The sequence below is a fragment of the Mediterraneibacter agrestimuris genome, assembly GCF_943193195.1.
Taxonomy (GTDB): domain Bacteria; phylum Bacillota; class Clostridia; order Lachnospirales; family Lachnospiraceae; genus Schaedlerella; species Schaedlerella agrestimuris.
This window is the reverse complement of record NZ_CALPDG010000003.1, coordinates 139,611-152,346: the sequence shown is the minus strand read 5'-3', so window position 1 is coordinate 152,346 and position 12,736 is coordinate 139,611. Positions and strand designations below refer to the sequence as shown.

9 protein-coding genes are annotated in these 12,736 nt (G+C 44.9%); 6 read left to right on the top strand and 3 right to left on the bottom strand.

Going from position 1 to position 12,736, the window contains the following annotated elements:
- Window positions 1-7: 7 nt before the first annotated feature.
- The 3 genes from yqeC to ssnA form a co-directional block, all read right to left on the bottom strand.
- Window positions 8-784 carry a selenium cofactor biosynthesis protein YqeC gene (gene yqeC, locus NFS18_RS02915; protein WP_251387697.1) on the bottom strand — a complete coding sequence of 259 codons (777 nt, stop codon included), beginning with the start codon at window positions 782-784 and terminating at the stop codon, window positions 8-10.
- Window positions 785-958: 174 nt separating this feature from the next.
- Window positions 959-3,946: a putative selenate reductase subunit YgfK gene (ygfK, locus tag NFS18_RS02910; RefSeq protein WP_251387695.1), complete on the bottom strand. Its 2,988-nt coding sequence runs from the start codon at window positions 3,944-3,946 to the stop codon at window positions 959-961.
- An 11-nt stretch (window positions 3,947-3,957) separates the two neighbouring features.
- A complete protein-coding gene (gene ssnA, locus NFS18_RS02905) occupies window positions 3,958-5,289 on the bottom strand; it encodes a putative aminohydrolase SsnA (protein ID WP_251387866.1) in 1,332 nt (443 codons plus the stop codon).
- Between the two features lie 387 nt (window positions 5,290-5,676).
- Here ssnA and NFS18_RS02900 point away from each other — a divergent pair, with 387 nt between their 5' ends.
- From NFS18_RS02900 to NFS18_RS02875, 6 genes are all read left to right on the top strand, one after another.
- Entirely contained in the window at window positions 5,677-6,342 is a 666-nt protein-coding gene (locus tag NFS18_RS02900) for a helix-turn-helix transcriptional regulator (protein ID WP_251387693.1), read from the top strand.
- Between the two features lie 76 nt (window positions 6,343-6,418).
- Entirely contained in the window at window positions 6,419-7,624 is a 1,206-nt protein-coding gene (dpaL, locus tag NFS18_RS02895) for a diaminopropionate ammonia-lyase (protein ID WP_251387685.1), read from the top strand.
- A 54-nt stretch (window positions 7,625-7,678) separates the two neighbouring features.
- On the top strand, window positions 7,679-8,989 hold the full coding sequence (locus tag NFS18_RS02890) for a YgeY family selenium metabolism-linked hydrolase (protein WP_251387683.1): 1,311 nt from the start codon (window positions 7,679-7,681) through the stop codon (window positions 8,987-8,989).
- A 105-nt stretch (window positions 8,990-9,094) separates the two neighbouring features.
- Entirely contained in the window at window positions 9,095-10,291 is a 1,197-nt protein-coding gene (gene ygeW / locus NFS18_RS02885) for a knotted carbamoyltransferase YgeW (RefSeq protein ID WP_251387681.1), read from the top strand.
- An 89-nt stretch (window positions 10,292-10,380) separates the two neighbouring features.
- Window positions 10,381-11,325: a carbamate kinase gene (arcC, locus tag NFS18_RS02880; protein WP_251387673.1), complete on the top strand. Its 945-nt coding sequence runs from the start codon at window positions 10,381-10,383 to the stop codon at window positions 11,323-11,325.
- A 19-nt stretch (window positions 11,326-11,344) separates the two neighbouring features.
- Window positions 11,345-12,685, top strand: a complete 1,341-nt coding sequence (locus NFS18_RS02875) for a uracil-xanthine permease family protein (RefSeq protein ID WP_251387669.1) — start codon at window positions 11,345-11,347, stop codon at window positions 12,683-12,685.
- The last annotated feature ends 51 nt before the right edge of the window (window positions 12,686-12,736 follow it).

Here is a 12,736-nt window from a genome sequence, read left to right as displayed (position 1 = left end):
CTTTCATCTAAGAATGTGCTGTCACAATAACTTGTACATTCTCTCTTGATTTAATTTCCCCGCAAATACTCTCTGCCATCTCTAACCGTGACTGGTCATCTGCTTTATTCAGGATCACACAATATCTCTGATCTGATAAAACATTCTTCCTCCCGCCTTGTCTGCTGAGTGCAAGCTTCGCAATGTCTTCCGGCGTCAAATACTCTGACTCCTCTTTTTCAAGAATTTCTGCCACAGTTTCCGAACGGAAACACACTTCTCTGATTGGTCTTCCCACAGCATCCAGTCCGTAAACTGCAAGCACATCCGTAGTCTCAGGATACAATACTGGCTCCTGTTCTCCCGGCGCTTTACAGGGCATCCTTCTGGCTCCGTCCGCCTCAATGATAATAGGAATCTTCCTGTCAGCCACATACTTAAAAAACACTCTTGATACCGACTGCATCTTTCGGATATCTTCTGCGGGAATGCGCCCTGTCTCATTCTTTATTTCAACTGGAAGTCCAAACCAGACCTGCCCTTCTCTTTTCAGTATTTGTTGAAAAAATTCCTTAGATTCCTCCAATAGAAACCATGGTTCATCCCACACCTGCATATGCGTGGAAGTAGTTACTGCTACCGGAACTTTCATTCGTATATATTCCTGCGCCAAATACAGGGCGGTCGTTGTCTTCCCCCCTGCTCCTACTATCGAAATGACAGGCGCAGCGGACTGCTCCAATAAAAGCGCCTCCAGATATGTCTGTTGTTCTGACAACTTGCCATGTTCATAACATAATACCATTCCTGTCATCCCCTATATAGCATATTATGACAGGGAACTGCACCCGATTCCAATTGCTCAGAATCTGGTGCAGTAACACTGTCTTATTCCATGAACCTATCTGCTAAATCATATTCTCACAGTCTCAGCCGCAAATGCTCCGGCATATGCTGAATAACGATTACTCTTTTTTAATTACAATAAGTATGCATAATCCTTACATACTGCTCCGATCAGCTTCTGCAGACCTTCCGCCAGCTTTGTATCTTCTCCCTTTGTCCATGTGAACTCTTCACCCATATATCTTACCTTACATGTAACTGCCTCTCTGTCAAGAACAGTGAATCCCTGGTTCTTGCTGTCTGCAAAATCAGCTTCATTTGCAAAGAGAGTAAATTTATCCAGATACGGCGCGCTTGAGTACGGACAGAAGCTCTTACAGTTACCACATTCGTTACACATGTAATCTACGTGGATAATCTGATGTTTCTCCATACCTGGTACAGTAATCGCTACATTTGCACGGTTCGGACAAACTTCTGCGCAGTTCTCACAGATGGAAGAGCATCCAAGACATCTTGTTGTCTCGTCCTTGCCTTCCTGCTCACCGCAAAGAATTCCTCTGCGGTCATAAACAGTCTTCTCATCAGCCATCTTGTCATAATCTTTCACAAGCTTGCTTCCAATCACTGCTTCTGCTGCCTTCAGACCATCACGAATACCCTCTACGACTGTAGCCGGTCCGCCAAGTCCATCGCCGACTACATATACACCGTCCACATTGGACTCTAATGTTTCTTCATTTACAAGAGCTTTTCCTCTTTCGGAAACATTGATTCCATTTGCCTTATAGAATTCAGTCGGAACTTTCTCTCCCACTGCAACGATCACTGTATCAGCGTCTACTTCAACAGTCTCGTCCGTCTCAACAACGCCTCTTCTTCCAGATGCGTCGATATCGCCAAGCTGCATTACCTTACACAACAGTTTTCCGCCTTCCAGTTTCACTGGTGCGAGCAGTTCGCGGAATTCTACTCCGTCTTCTACTGCCATTTCCAGTTCTTCTGCATCAGCAGGCATATATCTCTTTGTACGACGATATACAAGAGAAACCTTCTCCACACCGCTTGTACGTTTTGCCGCTCTTGCTGTATCCATAGCTGTGTTACCGCCGCCGATCACGACAACGCTCTTACCAACATTTACATTACCGTCCTGTGCTTTGAACTGTGCAAGGAACTCAAGAGCGTTCATCGTCTCTCCTGCCTCCAGTTTCAATGTTCCCGGTACAGATGCTCCTGTTGCAAGAATCACTGCTTCAAATCCCTGTGCCTTTAATTCATTTACATCAGCAACTTCTGTATTAAATACAGTCTTCACGCCCATTGCTTCCAGAATCTTCGCATCTTTGTCGATTGCATCATCTGCTATACGGAATCCCGGAATCACGTTACGGACAACACCACCAAGGCTCTTCTGTTTCTCAAAGATAGTCACATCCATGCCGCCTCTTCTTAAGAAGTAAGCTGCTGCCATACCAGCCGGACCTCCGCCGACAACGGCTGCTTTGCCTTTTGTCACTGCCGGGGCATTTACCTTACCGCTCCATGCTTCGTAACCGTTCTCTGCTGCAGCCAGTTTCATGTTGCGGATATGTACAGGCTCTTCATAGAAATTACGTGTACACTTATTCATACAATTGTGAGCACAGATTGTACCTGTGATAAACGGAAGCGGATTTTTCTCTGTAATAACTTCCATTGCCTCTTCATACTTTCCCTCATTAACAAGCTGAAGGTAAGTTGTAATATCCTGATGGATCGGACATCCTTCCTTACATGGAGCTACGAAACAGTCGATCAGCGGAACTTCTTTGTCCATCTTACGAGATGGAAGAGGCTTCACTGCCTTCAAGTGGTTCTTATCTGTCAATACGTTCTCAGCAAGCTGCTTCGCTGCTGCAACGTCGATTCCTTCAAACACAACTCCTTCTTTTTCCAGTGCGTTTGCCATCTGGATAGTTCTCAAATATCCACCCGGCTTCAACAATGTTGTTGCCACTGTTACAGGCCAGATACCTGCATTTACAATACCTTCGATATTGTTAGCATCAGCTCCGCCTGAGTAAGAAATACGAAGTTTGCCGTTAAATTCCTCTGCCAGTTTCGCTGCCAGTGCGATAGACAACGGATAAAGAGACTTACCAGACATGTACATTTCTTCGCTCGGAAGCTCGTTCTGTTTTACATCAACCGGGAAGGTGTTTGTAATCTTCACACCGAACTCCAGATTGCGCTCCTCACAAACCTTCATCAGTCTTGTCAGCATCGGAACTGCATCTACATACTGCAAATCATCTAAGAAATGGAAATCACCGAATGCTACATAGTCGTATCCCATCTCGTCCATTCTCTTTCTTGCAAACTCATATCCAAGAAGCGTCGGATTACATTTGATAAATGTATGGTAACCTTTCACTGTGATCAGGTGCATTGCAATCTTCTCAATTTCCTGCGGAGGACATCCGTGCAGAGTAGAAATCGTTGCGGAATTACAGATCTCCGGCTCTATTGCTTCGATATCTTCCTTTGTAACCTTTTCAAACAAATCTACATGATCTAACAGATACTGCTTGCAGGACTTAAAAATATCGCTGTCTTCCGCATTCTGCATTGTATTTAAGAATGTATCAATCTTCTCAGACTGGATTCCTGCCAGATCATATCCTACACTGATATTGAACTGGAAACCATCTGCACCGCCAAGACCAAATTCTTTGGAAAATACCTTCAAAAGGAACCATGCCTTGATATACTCTTCCATTGCCTGCGGAACGTACAATTCTGTTGACCATTCACAGTTATAACACTCATCATCAGCCTTGATACACGGCTTATTGACACATGCAGACAGTTCTGCCCCATCCATGATCTGAACGGTCTTCAGCTCGAAGAAACGGCTTCCTGTATAGTATGCTGCCATGATATTCTGTGTCAGCTGAGTATTCGGACCTGCTGCCGGTCCAATCGGAGTCTCCAGCGGACGTCCAAAAATCGTTCTGTTGTATTTGCTGTCCGCAACATATGCATGCTTCTCACCAAATACAGTACCATACTTTTTATGCTCCTCTAAAATCCAATTCACCAATTTATCAAATGACATAGGTGTCATAATATCACTCATGTTTTTTCTCCTTATCCATTGATTCTATCAGCCAACTCTTTTGCAGCCTGACGGCAGTCTGCCATCACCTTGTCTGCATCAATATGAAGAAGCTCACGATCCTTCATAAGAACCTTACCGTTTGCAACAGTTGTCACAACATCTCTTCCGGTCATCCCAAACAATACATGGCTGTTGATGTTGCCTGCGTGGAATGGTGTCAGCGGATTATAATCTACGATGATCACATCTCCTGCTGCGCCTTCCTTCAATACACCTGTCTCCTGCTTGAAGTAACGGTTTGCAATCTTGGCGTTGCCTTCAAACAACATCTGAGGAACCTCACCCCATGATGCATTGGCATCACACAGGTTGTGCTTATGCAGCACATTTGCCACTTTATAAGACTCTGTCATGTCATGAGTATATCCGTCAGTTCCAAGACCTGTCAGAATTCCCTTATGTACAATGTGCATAGTCGGAGGACACCCACATGCATTGCCCATATTGGATTCTGGATTATGTACGACCATCGTGTCTGTATCCTTGATCAGATCCATCTCATGCTCATTGATGTAGATGCAGTGTCCAAGCAAAGTCTTCTCTCCCAGAATGCCGTGATCCATCAGTCTGTCTACGATACGTTTGCCGTAATGTTTCAGACAATGGTGCAGATCTTCGATGCCTTCTGCAACATGGATATGGTATCCTACTTCTTCCGGCTTATTAGCTGCCGCCAGCTCCATCGTTTCGTCAGAGATGGTGAACTGTGCGTGCATTCCCATCATTCCTGCGATCATTCCTGTATCATCCTTTAATGCATGACGAATAAATTCAGCATTTTCCATAACTGAAGCTCTTGCCTTATCCATTCCGTCTCTGTCAGAGATTTCGTAACACAGACAGGAGCGCACACCTGCTTCTTTTGCCGCTTTTTCAATTTCAAACAGGGAGCCTTCAATAGAACCAAAACTTGCGTGATGGTCAAAAATAGTTGTTACGCCATTACGGATACAATCTACATAAGTAGCCATTGCACTTAAATAAGTATCCTTTAACGTCAGATTGCGGTCGATCGTCCACCACATTCCATCCAGAATGTCGAGGAAACCATTCGGATTATAACCGTTGATAGACAATCCTCTCGCGAAAGAACTGTAGATATGCTCATGTGCATTGATGAATGCCGGCATGATAACCTTTCCTTTCGCATCAATAAACTCTGCATCCGGATAAGCTGCTTTCACTTCTTCCATAGTCCCTACTTTTGCAATAGTAGTTCCATCGATTGCTACAGCGCCATTCTCCAGATACGGATTCTTCTCGTCACGTGTGACTAATCTGCCATTTCCTAAAATCAGCATACTCTTCGTCTCCTTTTCTAAAAAATTTTCCTTTATGGAGTCTTCTCCACAAAATGTTTCTTCACAAAAGAGCCTTAACTTTATCGTTGGCGGCATCTGCCAGCGAAGGCATACAAATTCTACAAGAATACATCCCTTGCACGTCGCACTATATTTTGTATTGTCTTTTGTCGAAATACTGCCCATCATTTCCATGCAGGAGCACTTCCGTTACATTTAATATACCATCATGTAATAAGAAAAGCAAGCCGTTTTCTAAAAAAATTTGAGAATATCTAAAAAATTTTTAGAAAAGGTATTGATTTTCATTTTTTTTGTGGTATAGTGGATTTAGAAGCAAACAAGAAACAGGATATTTTATCCGTCCCGAAGAAAGGAAAATGACTTATGGGAAAACGACTAGACTTACTTATCCAACTTGCTCATGGTCTTGCAATTCAGTTTGGCGATTCCTGCGAAATCGTCATCCATGACCTCACGGCAGAAAAGCTTGAGCATTCCGTTGTACATATCGAAAACGGACACGTTACAGGACGGAAACTTGGCGATGGACCTTCCCGTGTCGTATTCGACACACTCAGTAAGGATCCTGCCAGGATTAAAGACCGTCTCTCCTATCTTACGAAAACAGAGGACGGACGGATTCTGAAGTCAAGTACAATGTTTATCAGAGGAGACAACGGCAAGGTAGAGTACATTTTTGCATTGAACTACGACATCACTGCTCTTCTTTCTATAGAAAGTGCGGTTCACTCACTTGTCACTACTCAGAAGGAAGCACAGGTTCTGGAGAACGGTCACACAGACAATGATTCACAGCCGCAGCAGATCCTTCACAATGTAACAGACTTGCTTGACTCGCTGATCGAACAGGCGCTGACTCTGGTCGGCAAACCAGTTGCCGCAATGAACAAGGAAGACAAAATTAAAGTCGTCCAGTTCCTGAACAATGCCGGAGCATTCCTGATTACAAAATCAGGCGACCGTGTTGCTTCACTCTTAGAAATTTCAAAATTTACACTTTATAATTACATGGACGCAGGGAACCGGTAACTACTGACTGAGAAAAATCAGCCAGCAAATTTCTTATTTTTTTACACATCATTTTATTTTAAGGAGGTTTTTCAACATGGAAACAATCAAATGGGCAGTCAATCAAATGCCAAAGACAGATGATGCAAATCTGAAAGTTATGGCGCTTGATGAAATTGCAAAAGCTCGCGCATTTCACGAGAGCTTCCCTCAGTACAGCGTAACACCGCTTACAAAGCTTGCAAAAATGGCAGACTTACTCGGACTTGGTGAGGTTTATATCAAAGATGAGTCTTACCGCTTCGGTCTGAATGCTTTTAAGGTATTGGGTGGTTCTTTTGCAATGGCGCGCTACATTGCACAGCAGACTGGTAAAGATGTCTCCGAACTTCCATACAATGTACTGACTTCTGATAAGTTGAGAGAAGAATTCGGTCAGGCAACATTCTTTACTGCTACAGACGGTAATCACGGACGTGGTGTTGCATGGGCCGCTAACAAGCTGGGGCAGAAATCTGTTGTCCTGATGCCGAAGGGTTCCACACAGACACGGCTGAACAATATCCTTGCTGAAAACGCTGTTGCTACTATTGAAGAAGTAAACTATGACGAATGTGTCCGCATGGCAAACGACATGGCTATGAAGACAGAAAACGGTGTTATGGTACAGGATACCGCATGGGATGGTTACGAAGAGATTCCGGCATGGATTATGCAGGGATATGGAACCATGGCTATGGAAGCGAACGATCAGCTTGGCGAATATGGCTGTGACAGACCGACGCATGTATTCATTCAGGCAGGTGTTGGTTCTCTTGCAGGAGCTGTTCAGGGATTCTTTGCCAACCGTTATCCGGAGAATCCTCCGAAGGTTGTAGTTGTAGAAGCTGAAGCTGCTGCATGTCTGTACAAGGGCGCTGCTCTCGGAGATGGAAGCATCCAGATTGTAGACGGGGACATGGTAACCATCATGGCTGGTCTTGCATGTGGTGAACCGAACACAATTTCCTGGGATATCCTGAAGAACCACGTAGATACATTTATCGCTGCTCCTGACTGGGTAGCTGCAAAGGGAATGAGAATGCTGGCAGCTCCGGTTAAGGGAGATCCGGCAGTAACTTCCGGCGAATCCGGAGCCGCTCCGTTCGGAACTCTGGCATGTATCATGATGATGGATGAGTACAAAGAGTTAAGAGAACATCTCGGACTGAACAAAGATTCTAAGGTACTGCTCTTCTCTACAGAAGGTGATACCGATCCGGACCGTTATAAATCTATCGTTTGGGACGGAAATGAAATGTAAGATTTAAACGTTACATATAAACAATTTATTTAAAAAGAAAAGGAGAACAAAACAATGGATTTGAACAGAATCAAAGAAGCTGCACAGGGATATGAGAAAGATATGACCGCATTCCTGCGTGCAATCGTAAAAAACCCGGGAGAAAGCTGTGATGAGCGTGCTCATATTGAGACAATTGCTGCTGAGATGAGAAAACTGGACTTCGATGATGTTGTAATTGATCCACAGGGCAACGTAATCGGTTACATGGGAACAGGCGACAGAATCATCGCATTTGACGCTCATATCGATACAGTTGGTATTGGTAATATCGACAACTGGACATTCGATCCGTACGAGGGATATGAAACAGAAACAGAAATCGGCGGACGCGGTGTATCTGACCAGTGTGGCGGTATCGTATCTGCTGTATACGGCGCTAAGATCATGAAAGAGCAGGATCTTATTCCAGAAGGATGCAAGATCATGGTAGTCGGAACCGTTCAGGAAGAAGACTGTGACGGACTCTGCTGGCAGTACATCATCAACGAAGATAAGGTTCGCCCTGAATTCGTTGTATCTACAGAGCCTACAGACGGCGGTATCTACCGCGGACAGAGAGGACGTATGGAAATCCGTATTGATGTGAAGGGTGTTTCCTGTCATGGTTCTGCTCCGGAGCGTGGAGACAATGCAATCTACAAGATGGCTGATATTCTTCAGGATGTTCGTGCCCTGAATGAAAATGATGACGCTGATGAGACAGAAATCAAGGGACTTGTTAAGATGCTCAACCCGAAATACAACCCGGATTGGGAAGAGGCTCGTTTCCTTGGACGCGGAACTGTTACCACATCCCAGATTTTCTACACATCTCCGAGCCGTTGTGCAGTTGCTGACTCCTGTGCGGTATCTCTGGACCGTCGTATGACATTCGGAGAGACATGGGAAAGCTGTCTGGACGAGATCCGCAACCTGCCGAATGTTAAGAAATACGGCGATGACGTCACAGTTTCTATGTACAACTATGACAGACCGTCTTACACAGGATGTGTATATGAGATTGAGTGCTACTTCCCGACATGGGCGATTCCGAAAGATCACGCTGTAACAAAGGCTCTTGAAGAAGCTTACACAGGTCTGTACGGAGACCAGAGAATCGGCGCTGCTGAAACTCTTGAAATGCGTACGAGCCGTCCGCTGACAGACAAATGGACATTCTCCACAAACGGTGTGTCTATTATGGGACGTAACGGAATTCCTTGTATTGGATTTGGACCTGGAGCAGAGGCTCAGGCTCATGCACCGAACGAAAAGACATGGAAACAGGATCTGGTAACATGCGCTGCTGTTTACGCTGCTCTTCCGAAGTGCTACGTAAAATAGTTCACAATTGAATTCAAAGAGCTGGTTTCCTGCATCGGAAACCAGTCTCTTTAGAAGAGATAAGAAACCAAATTTAATTATTAACAAATCAGGAGGATTATTAAAATGGATGCAAAATTACAGGGTTATATTGACAAATTGAACGCACTGAACTTCAAAGAAATGTACAACGGTGACTTCTTCCTTACATGGGAAAAATCTGACGATGAAATCGAAGCTGTATTTACAGTAGCTGATGCACTTCGTTACATGAGAGAGAACAACATTTCTACAAAAGTATTCGAGAGCGGTCTTGGAATTTCTCTGTTCCGTGACAACTCTACACGTACACGTTTCTCTTTTGCTTCTGCCTGCAACCTGCTTGGTCTTGAGGTTCAGGATCTGGACGAAGGAAAGTCTCAGGTTGCTCATGGTGAAACAGTTCGTGAGACAGCTAACATGATCTCCTTCATGGCTGACGTTATCGGTATCCGTGACGATATGTACATCGGCAAGGGTAATACATACATGCACGAAGTAGTTGACGCTGTAACAGAAGGAAACAAAGCTGGTATTCTTGAGCAGAAACCTACTCTGGTTAACCTGCAGTGTGATATTGACCACCCGACACAGGCTATGGCTGATATGCTTCACATCATTCACGAGTTTGGCGGCGTTGAAAATCTGAAAGGAAAGAAACTGGCTATGACATGGGCTTATTCTCCGTCTTATGGAAAACCGCTTTCTGTTCCGCAGGGTATCATCGGTCTGATGACACGTTTCGGAATGGATGTTGTTCTGGCTCATCCAGAAGGATATGAAGTATTTGAAGATGTTGAAAATGTAGCTAAGGCTAACGCTGAGAAATCCGGCGGTTCCTTCAAAAAGACAAACGATATGGCTGAAGCTTTCAAAGATGCTGATATCGTATATCCGAAGAGCTGGGCTCCGTTTGCTGCTATGGAAAAACGTACAGAGCTGTACGGAAACGGTGACACAGAAGGTATCAAGGCTCTGGAAAAAGAACTTCTGGCTCAGAACGCAGAGCACAAAGACTGGGCTTGTACAGAAGAACTTATGGCTACAACAAAAGACGGAAAGGCTCTTTACATGCACTGTCTGCCGGCTGACATCACTGGTGTAAGCTGTGAAGAAGGTGAAGTAGACGCTACTGTATTTGATCGTTACAGAGATCCACTTTACAAAGAGGCTAGCTTCAAGCCGTACATCATCGCAGCTATGATCTTCCTTGCTAAATTCGCAGATCCGGCTGACGTACTCAAGAAACTGGAAGAGAAATCTACAGCAAGAGTATTTGAGTAAGATAATGTATTTCGGGGCACTCGCAATAAGCTGCAGAGTGCCCTTCTTTTATAATCAATACTTTAAACTAAGAGGAGGATTTATTTACCATGGCAAAGAAAAAAAGAATTGTAATTGCCCTCGGCGGAAATGCCCTCGGCAATACACTGCCAGAACAGATGGCTGCAGTTAAAATTACTGCAAAAGCTATCGTAGATTTGATTGAAGAAGGCTGTGAAGTAGTCGTAGCACACGGCAACGGACCTCAAGTTGGTATGATCAACAATGCGATGATCGCTCTGACACATGAAGATGCAAAGCAGCCAAACACACCACTTTCTGTATGTGTAGCTATGAGTCAGGCATACATCGGATACGATTTGCAAAATGCTCTTCGCGAGGAATTGTTAAACCGAGGAATCACAGATATTCCAGTTGCTACAATGATCACACAGGTTCGCGTAGATGAAAACGATCCTGCATTTGAGAATCCATCCAAGCCGATCGGACGTTTCCTTACCAAGGAAGAGGCTGATGTCATGGCAGAAAAATATGATTACATTATGAAAGAAGACTCCGGACGTGGCTACCGCCGTGTTGTTGCTTCTCCAAAGCCTCAGGAAATCGTGGAAATCGGAACCATCCGCAACATGGTCGATGCAGGAGATCTGGTAATTGCCTGCGGCGGCGGCGGAATCCCTGTTACACGTCAGGGCAATCACTTAAAGGGCGCAAGCGCTGTTATCGATAAAGACTTTGCAAGCTGTCTGATGGCAAAAGATCTGGACGCAGATTTCCTGATCATTCTTACAGCAGTTGAAAAAGTAGCGATCAACTTCGGAAAGCCGGAAGAGAAATGGCTGGATAACATCACTGTAGACGAAGCAAAACAGTATATGGAGGAAGGTCATTTCGCTCCGGGTTCTATGCTTCCGAAGGTACAGGCTGCAGTCGATTTTGCAGCATCCAAGCCAGGACGTCAGGCACTGATCACATTGCTTGAAAAGGCGAAAGATGGTATCAACGGAACAACCGGTACCAGAATCAGCTTATAAGCCCAGGAGGTAACGTGAAATGAATAAAAATATGACCCACAATGCTTCATTATTTGAATTAAACGGTGGTGTGCCGGATATGAAACAGGCAGCGCCGCTTGCATTCCAGCACGTTGTAGCAATGATCGTCGGCTGTGTAACACCGCCGATCATTGTTGCCGGCGTTGCCGGACTCTCTGAACAGGATTCCATTATTCTGATTCAGGCAGCACTTGTTATGTCAGCACTCTCTACGCTGCTGCAGCTATTTCCATTCATCCGGACCCGTTTCTTCACGATTGGTTCCGGACTGCCGGTTATCATGGGTATCAGTTTTGCCTATGTACCGACCATGCAGGCAATTGCAGGGGATTTTGGTGTCGGAACGATTCTGGGTGCGCAGATCGTCGGCGGTATTGTTGCGATCATTGTGGGACTGTTTGTCAAACAGATCCGCAGATTCTTCCCTCCGCTGATTACTGGAACTGTTGTATTTACAATCGGTCTTTCCCTTTATCCAACAGCCATCAACTACATGGCAGGCGGCGTGGGAAGCGAGAATTATGGTTCATGGCAGAACTGGCTCGTTGCGTTCATCACCTTGGCTATCGTAACACTTTTAAACCATTTTGGAAAAGGAATCTGGAAACTTGCTTCTATCCTGATTGGTATGATATTTGGCTATATCGTCGCGCTGTGCTTTGGCATGGTTGATTTTACTCCGATTGCAGAAGCTTCCGTATTCCAGCTCCCATTGTTTATGCACTTCGGTATCAATTTTGAAGTATCCTCCTGTGTGGCGATTGGGCTTCTCTTTGCGATCAACTCCATTCAGGCAATCGGAGACTTCAGTGCAACAACAAGTGGTGGTATGGACCGTCTTCCGACTGACAAAGAGTTGAACGGCGGTATCGTAGGGTACGGTATCGGCAACATTGTGTGTGCGCTTTTCGGCGGACTTCCGACAGCTACATTCAGCCAGAACGTAGGTATCGTTACAACGACGAAGGTTGTAAACCGCTGTGTACTTGGAATGGCTGCCGCTATTCTGCTTATCGCAGGACTGATCCCGAAATTTTCATCCGTGCTGACAACGATTCCTTACTGCGTACTCGGAGGCGCTACTGTTTCTGTATTCGCTTCCATCGCAATGAATGGTATGAAGCTGATCACATCTGAAAAGATGAATTATCGGAACACCTCCATCGTGGGTCTTGCCGCAGCTCTTGGTATGGGTATCTCCCAGGCAAGCGCAGCGCTGGCAACTTTCCCGAACTGGGTTATGACTATTTTCGGAAAATCTCCGGTCGTTATTGCAACTTTGGTTGCAGTACTTCTTAATATTGTTCTTCCAAAAGAGAAAGACTTATCCGAAAAATAAAACATTAAAATAAAAATGTACATCCCCCGGAGAATCTTTATGATATGGGGA

Excerpts from the sequence above, each read along its gene's own strand:
- yqeC (WP_251387697.1), bottom strand. The coding sequence starts at position 784 with ATGGTATTATGTTATGAACATGGCAAGTTGTCAGAACAACAGACATAT.
- ygfK (WP_251387695.1), bottom strand. The coding sequence starts at position 3,946 with ATGAGTGATATTATGACACCTATGTCATTTGATAAATTGGTGAATTGG.
- ssnA (WP_251387866.1), bottom strand. The coding sequence starts at position 5,289 with ATGCTGATTTTAGGAAATGGCAGATTAGTCACACGTGACGAGAAGAAT.
- NFS18_RS02900 (WP_251387693.1), top strand. The coding sequence starts at position 5,677 with ATGGGAAAACGACTAGACTTACTTATCCAACTTGCTCATGGTCTTGCA.
- dpaL (WP_251387685.1), top strand. The coding sequence starts at position 6,419 with ATGGAAACAATCAAATGGGCAGTCAATCAAATGCCAAAGACAGATGAT.
- NFS18_RS02890 (WP_251387683.1), top strand. The coding sequence starts at position 7,679 with ATGGATTTGAACAGAATCAAAGAAGCTGCACAGGGATATGAGAAAGAT.
- ygeW (WP_251387681.1), top strand. The coding sequence starts at position 9,095 with ATGGATGCAAAATTACAGGGTTATATTGACAAATTGAACGCACTGAAC.
- arcC (WP_251387673.1), top strand. The coding sequence starts at position 10,381 with ATGGCAAAGAAAAAAAGAATTGTAATTGCCCTCGGCGGAAATGCCCTC.
- NFS18_RS02875 (WP_251387669.1), top strand. The coding sequence starts at position 11,345 with ATGAATAAAAATATGACCCACAATGCTTCATTATTTGAATTAAACGGT.